12 protein-coding genes are annotated in these 26,008 nt (G+C 43.5%); 9 read left to right on the top strand and 3 right to left on the bottom strand.

Translation table 11 applies throughout. The features are described 5' to 3' along the window. Positions 1-2: 2 nt before the first annotated feature. The 4 genes from mazG to H5T88_03215 are packed head-to-tail and all read left to right on the top strand — an operon-like array spanning position 3 to position 4,301. Complete coding sequence (gene mazG, locus H5T88_03230; protein ID MBC7329351.1) at positions 3-773, top strand: nucleoside triphosphate pyrophosphohydrolase; 771 nt, start codon at positions 3-5, stop codon at positions 771-773. After that, positions 754-1,818 (top strand): DUF763 domain-containing protein, encoded by a 1,065-nt coding sequence (locus tag H5T88_03225; protein ID MBC7329350.1) that lies wholly within the window; start codon positions 754-756, stop codon positions 1,816-1,818. The genes mazG and H5T88_03225 overlap by 20 nt, the downstream gene beginning before the upstream one ends. Continuing rightward, complete coding sequence (locus H5T88_03220) at positions 1,799-3,331, top strand: GGDEF domain-containing protein (protein MBC7329349.1); 1,533 nt, start codon at positions 1,799-1,801, stop codon at positions 3,329-3,331. Before H5T88_03225 ends, H5T88_03220 begins: the two co-directional genes overlap by 20 nt. 1 nt (position 3,332) lies before the next feature. Further along, complete coding sequence (locus H5T88_03215) at positions 3,333-4,301, top strand: tetratricopeptide repeat protein (GenBank protein MBC7329348.1); 969 nt, start codon at positions 3,333-3,335, stop codon at positions 4,299-4,301. Here the strand turns inward: H5T88_03215 and H5T88_03210 are convergent. The 3 genes from H5T88_03210 to H5T88_03200 all read right to left on the bottom strand — a co-directional run bounded on the left by H5T88_03210 (position 4,291) and on the right by H5T88_03200 (position 13,620). After that, on the bottom strand, positions 4,291-5,283 hold the full coding sequence (locus tag H5T88_03210) for a hypothetical protein (GenBank protein MBC7329347.1): 993 nt from the start codon (positions 5,281-5,283) through the stop codon (positions 4,291-4,293). The two genes, H5T88_03215 and H5T88_03210, sit on opposite strands and share 11 nt — an antisense overlap. Beyond that, entirely contained in the window at positions 5,280-8,840 is a 3,561-nt protein-coding gene (locus H5T88_03205; GenBank protein MBC7329346.1) for a hypothetical protein, read from the bottom strand. The genes H5T88_03210 and H5T88_03205 overlap by 4 nt, the downstream gene beginning before the upstream one ends. An 88-nt stretch (positions 8,841-8,928) precedes the next feature. Continuing rightward, positions 8,929-13,620, bottom strand: coding sequence for a carbohydrate binding domain-containing protein (locus H5T88_03200; GenBank protein MBC7329345.1), 4,692 nt, complete (start codon positions 13,618-13,620; stop codon positions 8,929-8,931). A 136-nt stretch (positions 13,621-13,756) separates the two neighbouring features. On the opposite strand from H5T88_03200, the gene H5T88_03195 reads away from it, so the two are divergent. The 5 genes from H5T88_03195 (at position 13,757) to H5T88_03175 (ending at position 25,974) form a co-directional block, all read left to right on the top strand. Further along, the gene (locus H5T88_03195) at positions 13,757-16,663 is read left to right on the top strand and encodes an alpha-mannosidase (GenBank protein MBC7329344.1); all 2,907 of its coding nucleotides are present in this window, start codon (positions 13,757-13,759) and stop codon (positions 16,661-16,663) included. Positions 16,664-16,710: 47 nt separating this feature from the next. After that, entirely contained in the window at positions 16,711-19,677 is a 2,967-nt protein-coding gene (locus H5T88_03190) for a hypothetical protein (GenBank protein ID MBC7329343.1), read from the top strand. A 690-nt stretch (positions 19,678-20,367) separates the two neighbouring features. Further along, positions 20,368-21,180: a prepilin-type N-terminal cleavage/methylation domain-containing protein gene (locus H5T88_03185; protein ID MBC7329342.1), complete on the top strand. Its 813-nt coding sequence runs from the start codon at positions 20,368-20,370 to the stop codon at positions 21,178-21,180. A 114-nt stretch (positions 21,181-21,294) separates the two neighbouring features. Continuing rightward, entirely contained in the window at positions 21,295-24,123 is a 2,829-nt protein-coding gene (locus H5T88_03180) for a hypothetical protein (protein MBC7329341.1), read from the top strand. A 3-nt stretch (positions 24,124-24,126) separates the two neighbouring features. Then, positions 24,127-25,974: a hypothetical protein gene (locus H5T88_03175; GenBank protein ID MBC7329340.1), complete on the top strand. Its 1,848-nt coding sequence runs from the start codon at positions 24,127-24,129 to the stop codon at positions 25,972-25,974. The last annotated feature ends 34 nt before the right edge of the window (positions 25,975-26,008 follow it).

Here is a 26,008-nt window from a genome sequence, read left to right as displayed (position 1 = left end):
CGATGGAAGGAGAGGAATTCGCCCAGCTGGTTGAAACAATAAGGAGGATAAGAAAGGAATGCCCCTGGGATAGGGAGCAAACGCACGAGTCCATGAGAAAATATCTCATTGAGGAGTGTTTTGAGGCAGCTGAAGCCATTGATAGTAAAAATCCCAAGGAATTGAAAGAGGAGCTGGGGGATATATTGATTCAGGTGATATTCCATTCTGTTGTTGGGGAGGAAGAAGGTTCTTTCACTCTTTTTGATGTTCTAAGGGAGACAAAGGAGAAGCTAATCCGCAGACATCCCCATGTATTTGGGAACAGGAATTTGCAAACTGGTGTGGAAGTTTTAAAGCAGTGGGAGGAGATAAAAAATGAAGAGGGCAGGGATTCCGTCCTGGCGGGTGTTCCCAAGGATTTGCCCGCTCTTCTGAAGGCATACAGGATAACTGAGAAGGCTAAGGCGGTGGGGTTTGACTGGGAAAAGGCAGAAGATGTTTGGGCGAAGGTGGAAGAGGAGTTGAAGGAATTAAAAGAAGCTATGGATAAGAGGGAAGGGTTGGAAGAGGAAATGGGAGATGTTTTGTTTGTCCTCGTCAATCTATCTCGCCACTTAGGAATTGACCCCGAGTCCGCTCTTCGCAAGGCAACGGGAAGATTTATAGAGAGATTTAGCCAAATAGAGGCAAGAGCAAAAGAGAAGGGTGTTAACCTTAAAGATATGAGTCTGGAGGAAATGGACGAGATCTGGGAGGAGGCTAAAAGGGGAAGTGAGAAGGGGAATAGCTGATAGTCCTTTGCATTACGGTGCTTGTCCTCCCTGGCTTTTTGTGAAGATGAAGCGGTTGGGTAGGGGGATAATAGAGGGGATAGCTGAGGAATACGGTAGTGAGGAGGTTTTGAGGAGGCTTTCCGACCCGTTTTGGTTTCAAGCTCTTGGTTGCCTTTTGGGATTTGATTGGCATTCCTCTGGGCTAACTACCACACTATGTGGGGCATTGAAGGAGGGAATAAGAGGGATGGAAAGGGATTTGGGGCTATGGATTGCGGGAGGGAAAGGGAAAACATCCCTCAAAACTCCACAGGAGATAGAAATGGTGGGCGATAAGGAGGGTATGGAGGTGGGACATTTGATATATGCTTCAAGGATGTCCGCTAAAGTGGATAACTCTGCTCTTCAGGATGGTTATCAAATCTATCATCATACATTCATTTTCACGAGGTCTGGGAAGTGGTGTGTTATACAGCAGGGGATGAACGAGAGGACAGGCTATGCTCGTCGCTATCACTGGTTGAGCGATGAGGTATGCGATTTCGTATGTGAACCGCATTCATCCATAGTTTCTCAAATGGTTGAAAAAACCGTCTTGAATATGGTGGCGAAGGAAAGTGGAAAGGCGAGGGAAGCTGTGACTCTTCTTTCCTCCGAACGACCCGAGAAAACCCTTAAGGAGCTGGAGAGAATAGAAGTTCTTCGGCTTCCCAAAGAGCATCCAGTGGTAATCAGAAAAGAAAGCTTAAGGAAGGTGTTGCTGAAAACTTACGAGCGAAAACCAAGGGATTTTGAAGAGCTCCTTGGCATTGAGGGGGTAGGGTCAGCCACGATAAGGGCATTGGCGCTCCTTGGGGAGCTAATCTTTGGAGCCAAGCCTTCCTATCGGGACCCAGTGAAGTTTTCCTTCGCTCACGGCGGGAAAGACGGACATCCTTATCCGGTAAATAGGAAAACTTACGAAAAAACCATCCAGGTATTGGAGGAGGCTGTAAGGCTGGCAAAGTTAGGGAAAAAGGATAAGTGGGAGGTTTTAAGGAAACTTGCCCGGTTTTACGAATGATATCCCTTCTGGAAAAGGAAATGTAACTCGGGGAAGAAGCATCTTCCCTATTGTTATATCCACATTAATCCTCGCTTTAGTGTTTTTCTCCGTCCTTCTTCTCGCAGCGGGCTATGGGGCAAATGTTGGAGAAAGATTGGTTGTTTCTCTTTGCTCCTGGCTTCTAATTTTGCCGGGGATTTATGCGATAAAGAGTAAATCACCCATTAGGTGTGCTCGCTTCACGATGTTCGCCCTATTAATGATAGTTTTGATGGCTCTCGGCTTAAGCACCTCGGATTTCAGATTCCCCATTCATATTATCATAGTCTTTTCTTTGTGGGCGCAGCTTCTCTTTTATCCCATCCTTCATAAGGGGGCAGTTCTTTGGCTAACAATTATTACAGACCTCATCCTATTGGGAGCTTTCTTTCCTTCTTTCCCTGTTTTCCATTATCCTTCACTCCTACTTATGATGTGTATTCCCTTCTCAATCATTACTTGGGAGAGCGGGTGGTTAGGGGGATTGGCTGGCTTCATACCACTCATTTGGGGGATATTATATGGAAGAATTTTAGGATATAAGGACGAAGGGCTGTTCTTATTGATATGGGCACCGATTTTAGGAGGTGGTAGTGCCACACTTGGATTATTTGTTAACGATTATAGGAGATTGAAGAAGATGATAAACAGATTGCAAATCTTCTGGCCGTTGGGTAAGGAGGTTTTGGAACAGGAAAGTTTCAAAGAGGCGATGGGAACAGTTTTGAAATATATATTGGAAAATATTCCCTCAACGAGATATTCTTTATCTGTTGAAGGGAAGGAGGTTGAGCCACTTTCCTTTCAATCTACCCCTCCACCAGGGGATAAAAGAGATGGTGAAACTTTTCGTTTGCGAAGGCGGTTTGCAGGCTCTGATTTCAATGGAGAGGTGATTTTGGAGAGGGACGAGGAGTTCAGCGAAGAAGAGGAAGAGGTTTTGATAGACATATTCGGGGAAGTAATGCCGGCGATTGAGAAAATCCTCTACTTGGAAAAGGCGGTTGAGGTTGCTGCTACCGACCCTTTGACTTCCCTCGCTAACAGGAGATATTTCCTCTATTTTTTACGAGAAGATATCAATAGGGCTAATCGTTATAAGATACCTATTTCCCTGGTGTTTTTGGACATAGATGGGTTTAAAGCTTATAATGATAAATATGGACATTTAGCTGGAGGCGAGGTCTTGCGTAAAATAAGCCGAACTATGAAGAAGCTCGTTCGTAAAACCGATATACTCGCTCGCTATGGGGGAGATGAATTCGCCATACTTTTCCCTCATATCGAGGTTAATGATGCTATGATTGTTTGTGAAAGGATAAGGGATAGCGTAAAGAAGCTCGGGCTCTCCGCAGGAGATAAAGTTATTACTGTTAGCGGTGGCTTAACTATGTATAGAATGGGAGAGGGAATGGGGGAATTTCTTCACAGGGCAGACGAGTTATTGTACAAGGCAAAATCAAAGGGCGGAGATAGAATAGAGGTAGGATGAGATGATTTGTGGGCACTGTGGAGCCGAGATTCCCGATGACGCTGTTGCTTGTCCCTACTGTGGAGCTCCCATAGAGGAGAAATTCGGGGACTCCGGAGACTGGGGAATGGAGAGGGAGGTCTATTCCCTCTTGGCTACAGCTAATTTATATAGGGTTAGAGGACTGTGGCAGGAAGCGGAGAATAAGTGCATAGAGGTTCTCCGTCGTTATCCAAACAATCCCGCCGCTCATTCCCTTTTAGGGGATATATATGCTGACCAAGGGAGGTGGGAGGAAGCGAAAGAGTGGTATGAACTAGCTGTTGAGCTTGCGCCTTCATCACAAGCCGACAAGAAGAAACTGGAAAGGGTGAAGAGGATTTTAGCGGAGAGAGAAAAACAATCCAAAGGGAAGATGATAACTTGGGGAGCCTTAGCATTTGCCCTTATGTTGATTTCGTTCTCTATTTTCCTCTTCATTCAATGGAGACATTCCAAGGCGGAACTTTCCATAAATTATCCATCTTACATCCCCAACTTGCCCCCTTCTTCTCCTACTCCTCCCATTTCCCTTCCTACTCCCACTGAGGAGGCGCCCCCCGCCTCTCCATATACTCCAAGGGAGGAAAATATAAGGCAATGGATAATGAACGCCCAGATTCCGGGGATAGAAAGAGTGAGAGTTGTAGTGGACGCCGTCAATCAGAAAGCTATTATTGACATATTCTCCAGAGTTCCTTTCAATTACCAGGATGTGCTGGCTCTTTTGATGAAAATCTCTCTTCCCGTTTTACAAGCAGCTACGAAGGCGGACGCCGAGATAAAATCTTTCACTTTGAGGCTTCTTGTTCCCATTGATTCATCCACTGAGCAAGCGTTTCAAGGAACGATAAGCCGTGAGGAAATACTGCAAGCCACAGAGGAAACAATCCTCTCCCTCTTCCGCGATGTTTTATGGCATCATTCCTTCTACCAATTTCCTAATCAGTGATTATATAGAGCAAATGTCCTAAAAGTGGAGGGATAAGGCTTAAAAAATCGCTTTCAAAAATCCTTTTGAGAAATAGTTCTACATCCCCGTCGTCTTTGGCCCCTTTCGCCGCCATTCCCCACCAAATTAGCTTTTCGAGGTCGGTTTCATTAAACGGAGAAAGCTTCTCCTTCATTGCAAGGTAAAGTTCTTTCCTTCTCTCCGAGAAGGGAAGCAAAGCGATTGCCATAAGATTCGCCATCTGCTCGGGATACCACCCGCTCAATCCACTTGACCTTTTACCATTTGGGGAAAGCTCCCAGGCATAGCAATTGTGTTCCTTGTCCCAAAGATTCTCCTCAATGCTTTTCAACATCGCTGAAGAGAGGGATGTGAAATTGTCACCATCTTCTTTGTATCCTAATGCGTGGGCTATTCTTCCAGCATCTCTAATACCACGCCAAGTCTCAACATTGTCCATCAGATACTTGATTGGGTAATTTGGTTTTGCATATGTAAGGTTGTCTTCCTGAAGGGTTAACTTAACCCCCTCAACAGCAATCTTAACCGCTTTATATATCTCTTTTAGATAGCGTTTGTCTTGGGATGCTTTATAGAAATACCATACAGCGGTGATAAAGGTTCCAGCGTAGGCATCGCTTGAATCGTAATCTCCCGTTGGCTTGAGCTTTGAGGGTATTCCTTTGTAATCAAAGATTGTTCCATCAGGATTAAGATGAGAAGCATACCAGTTTAGCCAAGCTTTTGCCCCTTCCAAGTATTTTCTGTCTTTCGTTTTGCCATATGCAAGGCAAAGCCCAATTGAGGCATAGTTGGAGAAATAGGGAATGACGATGTTATCATTCCTTTTTAGAGGATAAAGAAAAAGAGCTCCATCGGACGCTTGATATTCCAATATCTTATCCCCTATTTTCCTGATAAATTCCTCCTGTAAAGGGAAGGAACTAACAACGAAAATAAGAGCAAGGAGGAGAATTTTCACTTCTTTAGGCTTATCTCAAGGGTTTTTATTTCATAAGGGGAGAGATTGACCATGATTTGGTTGCCATTGAAGGGAATCTGTTTAATCTTTTTCTCGAGGAGGTTCGTTTCGTTGGCTGAGGAGATAGGGGCGGGGAAAGTGATGGTTGCTCTTGCTTTCCTGCCGTTGAATTCAACGAGGCGGATTATGAGGGAATTTGAATCCTCCGCAAGTTTTATCGCTGTCGCTATCGCATCGCCTTCAACTTTCAAAAATCCCCATTCAGGAGGAAGCTTTCCTTCGTGATTTGTCGTTTGATAGACTATGAGCGGGTTATTGAATTCCCAGCCTTTTTTCAAAACCTCTGCCTCCTGCCAATTCCCCTGATGGGGATATATCGCATAAGAGGCTTTATGATAGCCGATATCCGCTTGAGGGTCGGGGTCAACGGAACCTCTGAGTAGTGTAAGGCGGATGCTTCCATTTTTCACATCATAGCCATATTTGCAATCGTTGAGGATAGCAACTCCATAGCTTCCATCCGTGGAATCTATGTTGGCGAATGTGATAGCGGGAACCTCGTGTCCTCCATCTGGAGGGGGAGTGAATGTGCCGGAGGGAAGCTTTCTCCCATCGGAGGGACGCTCTATGACCGCATAAGGAATTTCAAAGAAAGCCCTTGTGGAGGTCAGTGTCGTGGGGAAAGCAACTTTGAGAAGGCGATTACGCTCTTGCCAGTTAGCATAGAAGATGATGTCTACGCGGGGAATGTCTTTGTAAAATCTTATCTCCCTATCAAAGGAAGAGTTGGAGAAGAGGTGAAGGGTATAGAAGGAGGTGAAAAGCGGTCCATCTTTTCTTATCACATAAGCGGAATCGTTTAGCTCCCACTTATTTCCATCAAGATGAATCACCCAAGCGGACATACCTCCCGGTCCTTCACCAAGGACTTGGAGGACATTTGCAGGAGCGGAGAAAATTTCCCTTTGGGCTCTTTTATCGTATAGGCGAGAGATATTGCCTGATTTAGGGTCTATTTCTCCCAAGTAGAATTGATTATCTATTTTGAAATCGGAGCGGGAGGCATAATTAGGGGTAATATTGGAGGGCTTTGCGTAGAATAGCTTGTAACCCCAGCCGGGTATTCTTTCTGCAAAAAAGGCGACTTTTATTCTCTCTCCTTTTGTGGTTGTGATTGAATCTAGAATCTGGCTATTAACCCTGTTTCCTTGAAAATCAAAGATTTCAAGGTCTTTTGTTCCCGCTGGGGCGAGGACCTCGCCAATGGCTATATCGGTTCTTTCCCAGGAAAGGGGATTGAAGACAAGGAGGGGAATTCCCTCCCCTTGAGTTGATATCTTTCCTGCTATTGAGGAAAGAGCGGAATTGATTGTTTTGCGGGTGAATGCGAAAACTTCATTGTATTGCTTTTGGGCATCTTCATAGATCGCGTGGATTCCCGAGCCTGGTAGAAGGTCATGGAATTGATTGAAAAGGACAAGATGCCAGTTTTTCTCTATGTCCTTTTTGGGATAGGGAATGCCTAGATAGTTCGCTATCGTTGAGAGGAGTTCCGTGTTCAGCATAGCGTATTCTGATTTGCGATTATTGTATTTCTGCTTTGCCTGAGAAGTGTAGCAACCCTCAAACTCAAAGTTCAGTTCTTCCTTCACAACTGGTATATCTTTACCCTCTTTTTCAGCCTGCTTGTAGAAAGTCTCAGGGGTTGTGAAAACCATCTTCGGGGTGACCAAGCTCTTAGAACGCTCAACGATTTCCTCTACATCCTTCAAAGTTGCTCCTCCACCGTGGTCGCCTGGTCCTATCAAATACATATTGCAGTTGAGGTCATACCTTTTCTTCATTTCGTTTAAGCCGCCCTCTCCCGTGCGAACCAGAACCCTTGAACCATCTATTCCTTCCCACCAATAAAGTGGTCCACGAGAACAACGGTAATGGAAATAGTAATCTATACCCGATTTCTTCAAAATCTGGGGCAATTGCCAGCTATGACCAAATGTATCAGGACTCCAGCCTACTTTGACATCCACTCCTAAGGCGGAGAGGAAATACCTCTTTCCATAGAGGAATTGGCGGACGAGCGCCTCTCCATTGGGCATATTCAAATCCGATTCCACCCACATTCCACCAACAACTCCCCACCTTCCCTCCTTCACTCTCTGCTTAATTCTCTTAAATATCTCAGGATATTTCTCCTGCATCCAGAGATAGTATTGAGCGGCGCTTTGCGTGAAAGTATAGCTGGGAACTTTATCCATAATGTCCAAAGCTTGGGTGAATGTAAATCTGCATACATCCACCGTCTCAGGCCAGCGCCAAAGCCAAGCCGCGTCAATGTGCGATTGAGGGATGATGTAGTTGGCAAATCTTTTCATAAGTGAATCCGCTTCCTTTACAAGCTCGGTTGCCTTCGCGAGGGATTGGCGGAAAAGGTGGATGTTTCCCTCTTGCAGAGCCTTCTCGTCTATTGTCTGCAAAGCTGAATTGTAGATTTCCTCGTAGTGAAGGGAGTTTGCCTTATCCCACTCCTTAGCATTTTGTAGTCTTTGAAGGGCGTTCAGCAAATCTTCAAGTTCTTTTTGTTCCTCGGTTTGAAGATATGCGAACATCAATCGCCCTTCCGCAGGGTGGTTTATCGCCCTTACTACTATCAATATCTTCTCACCAGGAACGGCTTTATTCCTCAGCTTCACATTTCCATCTGCCCAACGAAAGCGCTGAGCGAGCTTACCATCCACATAAATTTCCCCTTCGTCATCTATCCCTACCTTAAAATACAATGGTTTACCCTCAATGGGAAAACCGTTTAAATTCTCTGGGACAGTTATAACCTTCCTGAACCAGCCGTGGCTTTCTGGAACATTCCACCTGAAGCCGATATCAGCCATCTGCCAAGAGGAATCGTCGTAATCAAGCTCTGAGAGGAAGCCGATACCCAACCTGCTTAGAACCATCTTATCAGGAGTTATAACGATAGGCGGCTTTCTCGGTCCGCCCCAAACACCCCAATCATTTACCCTTAAAGCGATCAAATTTCCTTCTCCATATTTCACATAGCGAGATATATCGGTGTAAGTTGCGCTTTCGTGGACGCTTCCTATGGATTTGCCTCCATAGTGAGCAATTTTCTGACCATTGACGAAAAGGTCGTATTCATCATCAACTCCTCCGAAAATTACGAACAAGGGGTTTCCCATCCATTCTTTGGGAATGAGGATTACCTTCCTATACCAGGCTATTCCATCGTAATCTTGGTAGCCTTGCTGTTCCCAGGGTCTCCCGCAATCTATTTTAGCCCATTTGGAATCGTCGAGGGAAGGAGAGAACCATTTCTCCTTCAAGCCTATATCATTTGGGTCAGTTTGGAATTTCCAATCTCTACTGATATCAACGAACACATATCCCTCCAAGGAGGAAGGAGTAGGGTCTCTAAGGATGAAACGCCAGCTATGTAGGGGATAAGAGGCTCTCTCCCTTAACAGGGAAATTTTATCCTGCTGGGGAATTAGCAGGTAAGGAAAGAGAAACAGAAAGACTAAGAATTTAAAATGGCGCATATTTTCTACCAGCCTCCTTCTCGCTTTATTAATTGAATATAAAAAAGTCCACAAAGATGGTCAATAATTTTTATCTTTTTGTTTATTTTCACCATCTAAAATAACGGTAGGGGTCATCTCCAAGGGGGAAGTCTGGTATATGGTCTGGATGATAGAAATCCACTGGGAAGGGAGGTTCCTTTAGTCTAATCTTCATCTGCTGGGCTGCACCAGCAAAGCCGCCTCCACCATAATTATCAAACAGCCTAACAGTTATCGTGTTTTTGCCCGCTTTAACCAATCTGCCCGGTATTGTATATGTGCGAGGGGCGGACCACCAATTGGGTGTTCTATTATCAGTTGAACCTATCAACTCTCCATTGAAGAAGGTGAAATCGTAGTCATCAATTGCTCCGAGGGAAAGCAACAAATCCCTACCTTGCCATTGAGGCGGAATCTCAATAGTTGCTCGGAAAACAGCTTCTCCATCTATTTCTTGAAACTCTCTCAACAATCCGGGGACATTCGTCTCTTTCCATCCCTTTTCAGATGGATTTTCTATCAATCTCTTCGCTTTCTCGCTGATTCCGGGGTCGGAGTGAACTTTGTCTGGTGAAGGTGCGGGAAGGAGTTTAAGGGTTATCTGATATTGCCATTTTTCCGGCAAAGGGATATCCCTTGGCATCGGGGAAAAGAAGATTTCATCGCTTTTGAAGCTTGCGCCGAGATTGGAGAGGATTTGGGATAAAGCCCTTGTCTCCCGCCAGCGAGTGAATCTGAAGTAGGTAGCCACGATTTCTTCCCATATGTCTTTCCCCATTTGTTGGAAGGATATAGCTGTAAGCCAATAGGTCGCTGGTTGAATCGCAAGCTGGAACTCTACCCTTACTTTCTCGTCCTTTGTGGCACGTATAGTGAACTGGAAGAATTTCCATTCATTGCTTAAATTGAGGTTGGAGCTGAAGTCAACAACATTGAAAGGCTCGTGGTCCATTATCAATGCGACAACGGCACGGCAATCTCTATCCGCTTTAGCCCAGAAGCTCAGCGAGTAGCTTTTTCCCGCCTCAATTCTTCCCACAGGCTGGCGAAATTGAATATGCCAAGTCTGGTCACTTGCTTGACTCACGGCTATTCTGACTGATTTTGCGGATGGATTAGCTTTCCTTAGCTCTTCTGGGATGTTAATATCCACTACCGCGTCACCTTTTGCTGTTCCATATTGACCGAATGTCCATCCATCCAGCTGGGATGAGAAATCGCCATTTCTCACCCTTTCAAGTGAATTGAAACGGAATGGGTCTATTTGGGAATATATGGCCACCCCCTTGCCCATTTTCACTCTTCCCAATAGACCATCTGCACCAACTTCACAGCCTCCAGTTATCAACCAAGCGGGATAATCCGCTTTCCAGTGAAGGTCGGAAGGGCTTAAACCTGAGCATTCCTCCCAGTTGGGGATATTTAAAGAGCCATGAAATCTCCCCTTTTTCTCCAATTTAACTTCAAAAGGTACGTCTGGATTATCCCTTGGCAGAAAGAGGACCTTACCTCCATTTTCCATATATTCCTTTAACTTTTCCTCTTCAACCTCTGCATCGGAGCCGATAATGACCAATCCAGCATCTTGTCTCAAATCGCTTTCCCTTTGATAATTCACGCCGAGGAAATCCAATAATCTCGCTCCTCTCTCCCCACCTATGTAAATTACCTTTTGTTCCCTTTTACAAGCTGTGCCTCCCTTTTGAAGATATTCAATCAATTGATATGCGAGCTTCTGGCAGGCTGGGTCTAAAAGAGCGTGGTCCTCCAAATCGAGCGTGCAGAGGATGAGAAGCCCTCTGCCATAGTTGAGCTCCATAAGGGGGGAATAGGCTAAATCGAATTCGCATTCCAATATTGGGCGCCAACTGCCCCTATGCGGCTTTTCAATAGCAGCGCTTGTAATAGCTCCCCTGTTGCCCCAATGCCAACCATAGGGTGGTATTTGCTCCATCGGATACTCAGGATACTCCTCAACTAATTTGCTTATGCCATTCCAATCCCTCAAGTCCTCATCATCTAATCCCTTTACCACGGGATGGTAGGAATTCACCATGAACACCCTTCTGGATAAGTGGCGAGCAACGCGTAAGCCAAGGTATTGCCTGAACCACTCTGGGTCTTGAGACATAACCAATGCTCTTCCACCATTTTGAAGGAAACCCCTTAAGTCAAAGGGCAATTTGAAACCATTTGAAAGAACCTTTCTCCCAATCACGATTCTTGATACTCCACTGGGCAAGGCATTCTTTACAAGCTTCACATCGTAACCGAGTTTTCGGAAAAGATTAGTTGTTTCCCCAACGGGGTCGAACAACCAAATCTCTTCTTTTCCTTTTCGGATTGGTCGGAAAGCGCGAAAGGAAAACTCATCTGTATGCTCGTATCCTCCTATTCTCGCTTTGAGAACGATTTTCCCATCTACTTTATCGGATGGCAGTGTATCGGGGAGAACGATTTCTATGGGGAAGAAAAGATTCGTTGCGGGTTCTATTTGCCCCTTCTTTTCTCCCTTGGCTAAGACCTTCTGTCCTAATAAAGCCTCCCAATGGAAGTTATAGGGTAGAGTGTCCCTTTCATCATTTATCAGTACTATTTGCTTTTGGATTTTTTGACCGGCGAAGAAGTTGTGGTCTTTAGCGGTGAAAGCTTCCTTGGGACCAGCTATCCAGGCTAAAGTGGGACCATTAACTTTCTTTAAGGTCTCCAAAGCAGGGTGAATGATGTTCCCCTCGGGACGGCGGTAATATAAAAGGGAGATTGGAATTGTTTCCCTATACACTCCTCTCTTTCCTTCTTTAAATGGCAGCTTGATTTCTCCTGTTTTCTCTTGCCAGAATATTCCATCCCTCCAGGGAACCATTCCTCCCGTTATCCCCCAGGTTCGCCAGCTTCTCCAAGTGTTTTGAATGAAGAGGCTTTCAAGAGCTTGGAGGGCGGGCGCGCCAGCTAAAGCGGGATGTCCCTGCCAGTTGGCATAATGTTGGTCGCCTTGATATCGGTTGACGATTTCCCTTCTATATTCATCCGTTTCCAGTTCGTAAGCTTTTCTCCCTAGATAAATGGCGCAGAATTCAGTAACCCAGGGTTCGCTGATGATAGCGTTTCCGTAACCGTCTCGTCCTCGCATAAAAGTAGTTGTGAGAGGGGTTCCGAATTCAATGGGTAAATAGGGCATATCGCCGTATTTCACCCAATGGCTTAGCCATTCCTCTCTTTCCTGAAGGGGGATGAGGTTGAGATAGGTATTGGGAGCGAAAACATCGCCGTTATACACTCCGTGATGAACGATAACCGGTCGTGTAGGGTCATATTTCTTAATCAAGGCGATGCCTTCCCTTATCGCTTTCCAATGCTTATCAGCGGAGGGATTTTTCCCCTCATACCAGTTTTTCCTCCCAATGAAGCGAGGGTTTTGGTCCTGCCAATCGTAGCCAGCGAAGTTTGCTGTTGTTGTCCACATAACGACTGAGGGGTGATTGCGATAGCGACGCAATTCCGCAAACATTCGTTTTTCGTATGTTTCCTTTACCCCTGCCTGCCACCAGTGATTTAAATCCCCCCACGTGATATAGGGAGCCATATCCAAGGCGGGCGCCATAATTAAGATTCCCTTTCTGTCCGCTATCTCACACCACAGCTCTCTAAAATGGGTGCTTCCTCTCTCATCGTGGTTCCAAGGCCACAACTCAACAATATTGAAACCGGTGGCAAGTTCTCCCTCCAACATAGCCTCAATTACCTCGGAAACTCCCGCACAATTGTTCCATACATCTCCTGCCTCATCTGGGCGAAGACGGATTTCTCTTCCATTCAAGAAAAATTTCTTTCCATCAATCCAAAACTCCCGAAAACCGAAGATTTCGCCCCATTCATCATCTATTTTTTTACCCTTCACTTGTAGCAATAGCTTGTATAGGTTTGGCTGGCGAAAATCCCAGAGGTGAGGATTTTCCCATTTCCATGAAACTTTTAAGTTCTCGCTTGGCTTACCGGATAATTTTTTCCTTGCTTGAAATCTCTTTTCCTCATTGCCTTTCTCGTTTAGAACCCGAGCGATGATTTCTACTTCTTCTTTGATTTTGATATCTGAAATTTCTATTTCAATTGTCAGGGTTTTCTCTCGCACAGAGGTCTGGATGAAGATATCATCTATATGAGCTCCCATAGGTCTACACTCAAGAAACACCTCTCCAATCAATCCCTTTGTTTCCAATTTTGCATTAGTTGAATATTGGGGATTTTTGAGATTCAGAAGCTCTCTCGCTTCCTTCTCGTCGCCGCCCGAGGCTACTAATATTCTTATTTCTGCTTCCTTGCCTGGCTCAACCGCCTTCGCGATATCCACAGAACCATAGGGCCATTCTACTCTCCCGCATTCAACTCCGTTAGCGAACACGATTGCGTCAGTGCTTACCCTGCCCAGAGTCAAAAGAATCGTTTTTCCCTTCCAATTTTTGGGGATTAAAACATTTTTCCTATACCAAGCTCTACCAAGCGTTGAGAGGTCTATATCCTGCCAAGATGGTCCCTTCCCCTTGGTTATTAAGCCCGGTAGTCTCCAATTTCCATTCCAGGTTCCTGGCACCAGTATAATTCCCCAGGATGATTGCGAGAAAGAATTTTCGTCTATTGCGGGCATAAATTCCCATCTTCCATTTAGACAAATCCTCTCCCGCTTTGATGAGAGGATTTCCAAATTGCTTTGGGCTGAACTTAAAATGGAAGCTAATAACAACAAAGGAGCGAGACTTCTCATATTGTGCCCTCCTTTATCGCTTTATATTTTATCATACAACATATCTCAGATCATCACAAAGTGGGATTATTTTATTCTCATATCTGCCTTCAAGTGATAGAATATAGAATTACAAGAAGAAAGGAGGAAAGCGAATATGATAAGACTGGAGACAATAAGAGAGAGAATAAGACAGCTTGAACCATTTACAATCATAAAGAGGATTGAGCCATGGAAAGCGAAAGTAGCCTATTATGAAGCGCCGGGAAAATATAAGTTCTTGGGGGAGAAAACGATAAATATGGGGGATATTTGGGGAAATCCCAATGAGACCGTTTTTCTTACAACTTCTATAGAGCTCCCCGATAGGGATAATCTCGCGTTAGAGCTCGTTTTGGGTGGGGAGGCACTGGTTAGGATAAACGGTGATTCTTATCAGGGATTGGATAACAACAGAAGAATCGTTCCTCTGCCTAAACTAAATGAAGTGGAGATAGAAATTGAAGCTTTTTGTCCTCCCGCCCATTCCTTCCGCTCCGCTGGTCCCTTAACCCTTCAGCGGTCCTTCCTTGTTGGGATAAACAGGGAAGTTTACGATTATTATTTTGACCTCATATCCTTTTTGGAGATTGTGGAGAACGAAACAGACCCCCTGATAAGGGGAACTCTCCTATCAGCGATGGAGAGGTCAATTAAAGAAGACGATTATAAGAAAGCCAGGGAGGTTCTCTGGGAAGGCGTTGACCTACCTAAGCCCCCTGGGGAAATCCACCTTTTAGGGCAATCTCACATTGATATTGCCTGGCTCTGGCCATTGAAGGAAACCGTTCGCAAATGTGGTCGCACCTTCTCAACGATAATCAATCTCTTGAGGGAATTTCCCGAATTTCGCTATGCTCAAAGCGAGCCACAAGCCTATGAATTCGTCAAGCTCCATTATCCCGATGTCTACGAGAAGATAAAGGAGATGGTTAAGGAAGGGAGATGGGAGCTCGTGGGAGGGATGTGGCTTGAACCCGATTGCAACATCCCCTCAGGGGAATCTTTTGTTCGTCAGCTTCTTTACGGTAAGCGCTTCTTTATGGAGGAGTTCGGGATTGAGACGAAGATAGAATGGCTTCCCGATGTCTTCGGCTTCTCCGCTGCACTTCCCCAAATACTGAAAAAGGCGGGCATGGACTACTTTATGACGATAAAAATAGGATGGAATGATACTAATCGCTTTCCCTACACACATTTCCTTTGGAGGGGAATAGACGGAACTACAATTGAAACTTTCTTCCCAAGAGCCTTAAATCAGGACATAAATGTGAGGGAGTTAAGGGAGGCTTGGCAAAGGCTTCAGGAAACGGGACCGGCGCCCGAAATCGCCTATTTGTATGGATATGGAGATGGAGGCGGAGGACCAACAAGGGAGCAGATAGAGAAGGGAAAACGCTTTTCCAAGCTTCCTGCTCTTCCCTCCTTGAAGTTCTCAACGGCAAAGGAATTCTTTGAATCCATTAAGGGAAAGGAAAACCTTCCCGTTTGGGATGATGAGCTCTATCTTGAAAGACACAGGGGAACCCTCACGACGCAGGCGAGAAACAAGCGATGGAACAGGAAGGCTGAGTTCCTTCTTCGAGATGCGGAATTCCTCTCCTTCTTTTCCGGTTCCTATCCAAAGGAGAAATTTGATAGGGCTTGGAAGCTCGTCCTCCTCAACCAGTTTCACGACATCCTGCCCGGAAGCTCCATCGGAGAGGTATATGTGGATAGCGAAAGGGATTATAAGGAAATTTTCAGCATAGGTGAGGAGATAAAGGGGAATGCCTTGAGGATTTTGGGAGAAAGGATAAACACTGAAGGCGATGGGAAAGAGGCGGTCATTGTATTCAATAGTCTTTCCTTCCCGAGGAAATCCCTGGTAGAGATTGAGCTTCCCAGGGGAGTTAAGGTGAACGCAGATTGCCAGCGTCTCGGGGAAAAGCTTCTATTTACAGCCGATGTCCCTCCAATGGGATATAGGGTTTATCAAGTAATTGAGGGAGAGCCGGAAGAAGGTGGGTTGACAGTTAGGGAAGACCACCTTGAGAACGATTTGTTCAGCTTGGATGTAGACGATGAGGGGAGGATAACGAGGCTTTACGATAAGGTGAATGATAGGGAGGTGCTCTCCGCGCCGGGCAACGAGCTCTTGCTTTTCCACGACCTCGGCGATGCGTGGGAGGTGGAGAAGGACTACGAGGTCAAGTCTTGGAAGTTAGGCAAGGTCAAAAAGCAGGTTGTGGAGAGAGGACCCTTGCGCGGTGTTCTCCGCTTGGAGTGGCAGTTCGGAAACTCACGAATGGTTCAGGATTTGACCATTTACAGAGATATCCCACGCATTGATTTCGTCACTTATGTTGATTGGCGCGAAAAGCATAAACTCTTGAAAGTGGCATTTCCCGTTAATGTGAGGGCTCGCTATGCGACTTACAATATCGCCTACGGCAACCTCCAGCGACCTACCCACAGGAACACCAGCTGGGAGCAGGCGAGGTTTGAGGTAAGCGGGCATAAGTGGGCTGACCTATCAGACAGCTCTTACGGCGTAAGCCTTATGAACGATTGCAAATATGGATACGATATAAGGGATAATGTGATGCGTCTAAGCCTGTTGAGGGCTCCCACGGCACCCGATCCGGAAGCCGACCAAGGTGAACATTGGTTCACCTATGCCCTCCATCCCCATAAAGCTGGCTTGGATTCAACGATTGAATGGGCTTATGACCTCAATGTTCCCTTGATTGCCAAGATAGAAAGCATACACAAGGGAGATTTGCCCAGCCAGTGCTCCTTCATGTCTGCTGAGGGAGTGATAATAGGAGCGGTTAAGAAAGCGGAGGATGACGATTCTTTGATAATCCGATGCTACGAGCCCTTGGGACGCTGGACGAGAGCCCAAATCAAAATAACAAGTGATATAAAAGAGGCTGTAGAATGCGACCTATTGGAAAGACCGACGGATGAAGTTGAAATATCCGACAACACCCTCCTATTTGATGTCCATCCCTTTGAAATCAAGACCTTCAAATTACAATAACGTCTTGACTTTTCAACAGCGTGGCATAAATGGAGGCGAGTTTTAAAGTGTTTTTAAAAAGAGTGTTTTTGGGTATAGCTATAATTCTGTTAAGCTTTGCTCTTGCAGAGAATGGGCGGGATACTGGCCACTTATCCCCTTTATCGTCCTCTAGTAATCTCCCCAAAGGGGAATATCAGCTAGTAAAAGTTTGGAATGTAGAGAAGGATTTACTTCATCAAGGTGGTAGCTTGGTAGAGGACCCTGAAGCTAAGAAGGGTAAAGCTTGGGAAGTAAATTCTCTAAATTGCCAGCCTGGTATCGTCATTTACGGCCCTTACATTGAACTCCAAAGCGGAGATTTTGTTGCTTTCTTTCGTCTCAAATTGTTGCAAGATGTAGACGATGAGGTTGTAAGTATATATGTTTATAACAACCTGACAAAATCGTTACTCAATATCAAAACTATTTACTCCTCAGACCTAATAATTAATCGCTATACCTGGGTTTTCTTACCCTTTCGCTATCAGGAAGGAAAGATTGAACTAAGAGTAGGTTGGTTGGGCACAGCCTCCCTGAGAATTGATGAGATAGAATTATATAAAGTTGAGGGCGGAAATGCTGAAGATTTTGTCAGAAAGTTCCCACCCCAACCTGTTCCCTCAGGCGAACCTGGTAACCTAATTTCCCCTCTCCCAAAACATCCTTTGCGCTTTCTTTTCCCACGTTCTTCTTCTCCCAATGAAGTTCTTTATGTATACGACCTGACAAAAGCACCAAGTGATTTGCGATTGGCAACGATTACACTGCAAGGAATAATAAATAGGGAAGAACCTCAAATTTATCTCCTTCTTTTGCCGACCGATGAATTTTGGCTTGAATGGATGGAAAAAAGGGGCTTCGTTAAGCGAGTAGAAGAAATTAAGGAAATAAGCCAACTATTGGATAAATTTAGACATAAAATAAAAGGGGTTATCATCTATGACCCTCGCTTACCAGCAACGAAGAACATTGCCACTATGCTCGCTAGTTTGAAAACTGCAATCGTCGTTTCACCACGCCTAGCCAAGGAGTTAGGTCTTCCCGTGGTCGAGGATTTAAGAGGACGCTGGAAAAGGAGCTTTGAAGCTTACCGCTGGGCTTTTGATAATCTATGGGAAAAGATGAATCATAAGGTCCTTGCTTGTTTATATCCCGATAATTACTGGTTAAGGGATTATCTTGTTGCGAATAAAATATTTACATTTTGGCTCCCAGGGCAAATAGATGGTGCAGAACCCTATTCCAATCTTTCGGAGGAAGTTCATTTCGTGGAGGAACTTTTAAGTAAAGCGCCTCCAAATGTTCCGATATTAGGAGCTCCTTGGGCAGGCATCGGAACACCCTTGGCAGGATTTCCTGGTGTAGGGTGGGGGGATGTTAAAGGATTCGCTTTTTTCTCAGAATTTGCCAAGTTTGGCATTGGTTCAATAGAATGCACAAATTTAACAGTGCACAGCGGTATCCAAATTGAAAACCTTTCGCCACCTCCTTCACCTCCTCCACCCGCATTGGACACGAGCAAAGTTTATATATCCTTTATCATATCTGATGGTGATAATCTCCCAGTTCTAAGCGTGAGCAATTTTCCGCAACTTTGGCAGGATAAGAGAAGGGGCAAGTTCCCAATTGGATGGACAATTGATCTAGCCGCGCCTATGCTTATCCCCTCTATTGTTGATTATTATTTCTCTACCGCCACCCCAATGGATTCTTTTGTTGCTGCTTGTGGATTGGGTGTAGGTGTGCCCGACAACTATGGTGCGCGATATAAAGAGAGAGACAAAGTTTTCAACGAGTATCTTGACCTTACGGCAAAACTTATGGAGCGAATGGGTATAAGAACTATATGGCTCGCGATAGCTAATGAGCTCAGATTGATAAATAGATATGCGGAACATATTCACCATTTAAGCGCGATTTTCCCGGATTACGGCAAAAAGTTGTACGATTATTCTGACATAACTTATATAACCTCAAAGAATGTGCCCGTCTTCCACGCAGCAACTAACTGGAAAGAAAACCTCTCAAGGGAACAGCAGATAGCAAATATTGTTTCCCAAGTGCGCTCTATCACCCCTTCTCAGCGACCTGCTTTTCTAAATGTTTTCATTTGCAACTGGTTTTTTGATATCTCTATGCTAGACGAGATTGTCCAATTGCTCGGGGACGATTATGTCGTTGTGCGTCCTGACCATCTTGGCCAGCTCTATAAAAAGTATGCGGAGATGGAAAAACTTTTTATAAGGGTTCCCTCCATTTTGGTTGGTATCCAGGGGCAGCCTATGGTTTTCGCTTTTAGCATTCAAAACGTATGTGATGAAAGACTAAACGGAATAATAAAAGTTGAGGGGTTCAAAAATATAAAAATTAGCATTGCAAAGTTCAACCTTTTACCATCGCAATCAGCAGATATTATGGTTTATGGAGTGCCGATAAGAACAGAGGGAAAAATTATCTTCGGTACGAAAACTTTCAAAAAAATCGTAAAAATCAACCTCAAGCTGACCGAATCTAAGGAGATAGTAAATCCGTTGGAATTACAACCCGATATCATTATGAAATTCATCAAACATTTAGAAGCTGAGGATTTACTCCACCCAGCGGGAAAAATGCAGGAAGACCCGTTGGCAAGTGGCGGAAAGGTCTGGGAAGTTAGAAGTGGTGATACAGTTAATACTCATATTGTATATGGACCTTATATGCCTTTAGAAAAAGGACTGTATATCGCTCTTTTTAGGTTAAAAAGACTCAGCGAGGGGGAAGGGAGAGTAGTGTCTATTGATACCTGTGTAGGAGGTGGCAAACCTGTGACAAGCTCCCAAGACATTTGGTCCAATGAGCTTCCAATTGGAGAGTTCAAATGTTTCGCTTTATGCTTCGAGCATCCAGGCGGGCCGATTGAGACAAGGGTTTTCTGGGAAGGTAAAATACCAATAGCTATAGATTGTATAGATATATTCCAAGTAATAAGCAAAAAGGAACAAGATGGTTAGCTCCGATAGCGTTTACAGCGGTCACTTTGTTCAAATAATAGTTAGGAAAGACAAATAACAAATCCGAAGATAAAATATGCAAGGTAAAATAAAAAACCGCCAATCCCGTTATGGAATGTGGAGGCTGTTACCATTACACAAGAAGGAGAATGACAATGACCCTGGGCTTGCGAAGAATACGTTTGAAGAACGCTGGGAGGAGGCAATGTAGGAAAGAGTAGAAAAATATTTAACCGATTAAAAAGGGAGTTATAACAAAGAACAGAAACCCCCAAAAAGTACTTCTCTATATATCCTGTTCTTTTTCCTGTAATGTACTTGTTTCTCATCATCTAATATATTCCTTTACCCTACATTTACTTAGTTGAATTTCCTTTTAAGAAGGGTCTATAATGGAATTAATCGTACGGGATGTTTTCTTATTACTCCCAACGGGTTTTTAAAAGGCGCAAGCTCGTTTTCAAATTTTTTTCAGAATAAAGGCGAAAAAATTGTTGTCATATATTTTTAAAAATTTATAATTAGTGAAACTAAAATATTTTAATTTCAAGGAGGTGATATAGCTTGGAGAGTTATAGAAAGGAGGGAAGAGCCTTTGCCCCCTTCTTCCCCGCCGGAAAGATCGGAAAATAAAGATTGGGGGCAAAATACAAAATTTTAAAAACAAAAGGAGGCGATTTAAAAATGTTAATGAAAAGACAAAAGAGCGGTTTTACATTGATTGAGTTGTTGGTCGTCATAGCTATCATCGCCATTCTGGCTGCCATTCTCTTCCCGGTTTTCAGCCGAGCAAGGGATAATGCTCGTAAAGCTGCTTGCCTTTCAAACGCCAAGCAGATTGGAACGGCTATTATGATGTATGTTCAGGATTGGGACGAACACTTTCCAGTATGGTGGACGCCTTGCTGGACAGGTCCAGCTTATGCTCCCGGAAGTTCAATGACAGGAGGAAATAATCGCCCAGACAACAAGCCCTGGTGGGAAAGAATTTACCCTTATGTCAAGAACGGACAGGTGTTTACTTGCCCTTCCCATACCGGCTGGGCTGTTCACCAAGGGTGTGGTGGAGTTGTTAATGACACCACATCCTGTGGACAAAGAGCGTGGCAGAATTTAGGAGAACCGCTAAGTCGGATCAGCTTCGGGTATGATGAGCTTATAGCCAATGATTATCAGGGACGTGCGAGCCTTGCGCGCTACGGACATCCTGCTGAGACATTCCTCATTGGTGAAAGTATGGGAACACAAGTATTTGGAACAGGACTGTGCTGCTCGGGGCATCCGCTTCAAGGAATACTTAGAAGAGTGGCAACAGCAAACTGGGATCTTGAACCCCATTGCTGTGCCCGAGGATTTTACTTCCAAGATGTTGCCGAAGCAAAAACCAGACATAGTGGTGGTCAAGTGATAATTTTTATGGATGGACATGCAAAATGGTATCATTGGAGTAAGTGTAAAGATTACAATTTCGGTGGAACAATTCGTATGAGTATGTGGGAGTAAGACTGTAAATCCAAGGAAACTTCTTTTTATCCCATTACCCTTTCCCTATTATCGTTCACTGATAATAGGGAGAGGGTGTTAATTACCTCTTAACCTGAAAAGGAGGATTGGAAATTGGCTAAAAGTTTAGTGAAATTTTCAATTATAGCACTTGTGTTCCTACCTCAAATGTATTGTACAGCCATAACTTCTAAAGTAGCGATATTTAGAGAGAAAAGTTTCCCTTACTACATTTCGCCTGTAAGTGTCCGGGCAGAACTTGTTTGTGACGCTTTAAAGAAATGTGGCATAGATGCAGAATTTGTCAATGTAGAACAATTATGTGATGAAAAAGAATTTAATATTAACCTATTTTCAGCCCTAATTTATGTCTACGGCAATACTTTCCCGCTTAAAGCCTGGGAAAATCTTCGTCTATTTCATAGTCAAGGAGGGAGCTTCATATTCATTGGTGGGGCTCCTTTTACACATCCTTGCCAACTCGAAGGAAGCAAATGGATAGATGTCACTTCTTCAATGGGTTCAGACTTCTATAGTGATGCCAAAATTGGAACAGCTGGAGTTGAACAAGTGATTCATCCAGAGGAATTCACATATTTTAGAAAGTGCGATGTTATTGGTTTTGGAAATTATAACTGGGAAAACATTCCCAGTATATCCGTAGTTCAATATCCTGTGCCGAATAACCCTGAAGATGAGTTAATAGGAATCGTAGGGGTTAAAAAAGAGGGAAATATAAAAGGTTATCCTTTTGCTGTCATAAAACACAATTGCGATGGTTTCAGAGGCGCGATTGATGTGTGGCTTGGTGTCAATTTATTATCTTTGTTGCCGGAAGATTATATTTACCAGCTCGTTGTCAAAAGCACAGCCTATGTACTGAGAGAAAAGAGAGTTATTAATAATGAAGTTTATAAGACTTATGTTAAGAAAGCTGAGGAAAAATTTCCAACATATGCAAAGATTAATAAACAGCCAAAAACATGTAATTCATGGCTTCCGCGCTCAAAACCCCTTGAGAAGAATCTATATGTTTTAGATATTGGGGCTCTCTCGCAGAGCGAAAGATTGCTCGCAGTTTCTTTACAAGGGATTGTCAATCGTAAAAGACCGAGAATCTATCTTTTATCAAGTAATTTTGATTGGGAATGGCTTGAGCTTTTGAGGAAGAAAGGGCATGAAATACTTTTAGTAAACAATGTGTGGGAATTGCTTAGAAAATTTCAGAAAGAGATTAAAGGTCTTGTGGTATATGACCCCGAGTTTCCAGATACGATAAATATCGCAACAATGATTTCCGCAGTGAAGGAAGCAGTGATAGCGTCTCCTCGTATTGCTTCCCGTTTGAATACGTTTCCTATAACTGAGGATTTAAGGAATAGATTCAAAAATCGCATTGAAGCTTATGAATGGGCATATCAATCTTTGTGGCGTGAGTTAAACCACTCAATTTTAGCTATGATGCATCCTGCTTGGATTTTCCCTCGCGATTATTTAATAGAATTCAAAGCTTTTACTTTTTGGATAGAAGGTGAAGCCAATTGCTGGTTTCCTCCCGAGGATATATCTTTTTTGAAAAAGCTGTTAGTTTCTACTCCTCTCCATATACCCATTTTGGGGTGGTGGGACGATGGAGCGGGTTCGGGCATCGGTGAGTCCACAGGAGTAATGTTTTCCTCAAAATATGGAAAAGTTACTGTAGCCACTGCCCTTTGCCCTAATCTTAGCGTTCATAGTGGTGTTAAGATGCCACAGCATTTGCGACAACAGCCTTTGAAAGTGAAGGAAGTTGAACCCAAAGTATACCTTTCTTTTCTCCTCTCTGACTGCGATAACTTTGGAATGAATCTATCTGGCGTGATTAAGAGCAAATGGAACCAAAAGGAGAGAGGAGAGATACCAATGGGGTGGCCGTTTTGCCCTACCCAAGTGGAGCTAACTCCTCTTGCAATTGAGCATTTTTATGCCACCGCTACAGTGAATGATTATTTCCTCAGTGCCGACGGTATAGGTTATGTTTGGGCTGACTTTTACGGACAAAATTACCAGAATCCGAGAGAAATTTATAAGGAATTTTTGCTTCTTTCTAAGAAATATATGAGGCTTTTATCCCATGACCAATTTTGGATTTTGCAAGGAAGTGGCAGAATTCAGGAAGCAGCGGAGGTCCTGGAGCCTTCAGCAATATATGCTGAATGGACCCCTCCTACTTCAGGGGAAACATCTAGGGTTTCATACCTTAATAGAGGGAAGAGATATTTTGTTTATTGGCCAATAACACACCCATGGGAAGGTTGGCCAGGTGAAGCTTTCAAAAACCCTAAAAGCTACGCAAGTAAGATTAAAAATTCTATCCCTAAAGAGTGTCCTGCTTTTTTGGTTTCATCTGTTAATGGCTTCAGCATCGGCCCACGCGAGATTAAAGAGATAACTAAAGAATTAGGTGAAGACTTTATAATAGTTCGCCCAGATATGTTAACGAGTTTATATAACAAGTGGCTTGAGGAGGGATGCGTGATACGCGAGGATAATGGGAATGTTGACATTAGCGGGTGGTATACAGATCCTTATGGTACGCCTTGGGTTAAAAAAGTCCTTGATTTGTCATCTATAAAAGAGCTTGAAAAATTCGGTAAAGCGGAGGTAGGGGTATTAGTAAAGGGGAAAAATGGACAAATTGTAAAAATCTTGATCAATGGTAAGGAATACACTTGTAGATTAAAAGGTAGCCTCCCTTGGGAATGGGCAAGGGTAAGAGTAGAACCTTCAATTTTAAGAAAGGGAATAAATGAAATCTGTTATACAGGAAACCCTTTTGCAAGATTATATACCGCTGGTGATTCCTCAATAAATCGTGGACATTCCTTTTATCAAGGTGATAATGGAGAATGGTACCCCCTAAATGGTGAGCTGATAGCCCAAATTAGATTGTTAAGAAAATAAAAAATGAGGTTAAGAGTATTCGCCCTATCTCTTATGTTAATCCCCCTCAATTGCTACTTTGTTGCAATGGGCGAGGTATTTTATTACCCCCTTCATTCCACTGCCATTGTTCTATTTTATAATGCCATAATCACCCTCTTCTTGCTGATGTTTATAAATGCCATACTAAAAAGGTTCAACAAGAATTTTTTAACCCGCGCGGAAATTCTCACGCTTTATATTATGCTTTGTATGGCAACCTCCTTATGTGGGCATGATATGATGCAGATACTTATGACTTCATTGGGGCACGCTCATTGGTTCGCTAATGAACAAAATCAATGGGAGGAAAAATTTTTTCAGTATCTGCCTGCTTGGTTAATAGTCTCGGATAGGGAAGCTTTGTATGGTCTATATAATGGCGGCGTTTCAATCTTCGAAAACCTAAAAATATTTTTGCTTCCCATGGCTAATTGGGGAATTTTTACATTGCTTCTTTTCTGGAGCTTTTACTGTCTTAATTGTTTATACAAGGATGGATGGATTTCACAAGAGCGTTTGGCATTTCCAGTTGCACAAATTCCTTTAGAGATTACTGATGAGAAAAGTCAATTGCTTAAAAGCAAATTATTTTGGTTGGGATGTGCTTTCGCTGGTGTATTAGATATTTGGCACGGCTTACACTTTCTCTTTCCTTACCTGCCGGATTTACAAACAAGGTGGGACCTTAGTCCTTATATTGTCAATTTAAGTCCACCGTGGAATGCAATAGGTTGGACCCCTTTGTGTTTCTACCCTTTTGCGGTTGGGTTGAGCTATTTTATCCCCACTGACCTTGCTTTTTCTTGCTGGTTTTTCTATCTCTTTTGGAAATTTCAAATGGTGGTCCGTAGTCTTGTTGGGATTCCACCTATGCCTGGCCCTTACCAAAGTGCTCAATCATCAGGTGCATGGATAGGCATAGGAGTAATAGCTTTATGGGGGGCAAGAAAATACGTGAAGCAAGTTTATAAGGGACCTGGAAGAAAATATTTGTGGGGATTTTTGTTTGGTTTTTTAAGCCTCTGTATATTCAGTGGTTTAGCAGGTATGTCTGTCTGGGTCAGTGTGTTGTTTTTTATTATTTATTTTCTTATTTGTGTGTCAATAGCAAGGATGCGAGCGGAGCTCGGTCCGCCCACCCATGATTTATACTTTGCTGGACCCGATTGGATTCTTACTTCCTTTCTGGGGACAAAAATGCTCGGAAATAGTAATCTTGTAATGTTCACTCTCTATTATTGGATAACAAGAGATTATAGAAGCCACCCTATCGGACATCAATTGGAAGGATTGAAAATAGCGAGCCAGGAAAAAGGGATGAAAAATTTTAATTTAGCCTATCCTATACTTTACGCCTGCGCGATTGGTTTTGTTTCTTCATTTTTCGTGTTCTTGTATATATTTAATACATGGGGGTTGGTAAATAAGCTTACCAATTATTACGGAATTCATTTAGCCGCGGAAGCCTTTAATAGGCTTGATAGATGGTTAACTCAGCCTCAAAGTCCAGATTTTCTTTCAATAAGACATTATTCTTATGGTTTTCTGTTTGTTAGCTTTCTCTTCGGTATGAAGAAAGTTTGGCCATTTAATCCCTTCCATCCAGTTGGCTACGCTGTTGCAGGTTCCTGGACGATGTCTCACTTATGGTTCTCCATGTTCTTAAGTTGGTTAATTAAAATTTTTCTCTTGAAATTAGGTGGTTTGAAAATCTATAAAACATATCTACCGTTTTTTCTCGGTCTTATAGTAGGGGAATTTTCAATTGGAGCGTTATGGATATTTTGGGGTATAATATCAAAAAACGAAGTCTATAGGTTTTTCATTTAAAAATCTATCAAAATGTAAAGGAGAGTGATCAGCT

It is taken from the genome of bacterium (assembly GCA_014360495.1).
In the GTDB taxonomy this organism is placed as follows: Bacteria; Armatimonadota; JACIXR01; order JACIXR01; family JACIXR01; genus JACIXR01.
The sequence above is the reverse complement of the archived record's forward strand: the minus strand, read 5'-3'. Positions and strand labels throughout refer to the sequence as shown.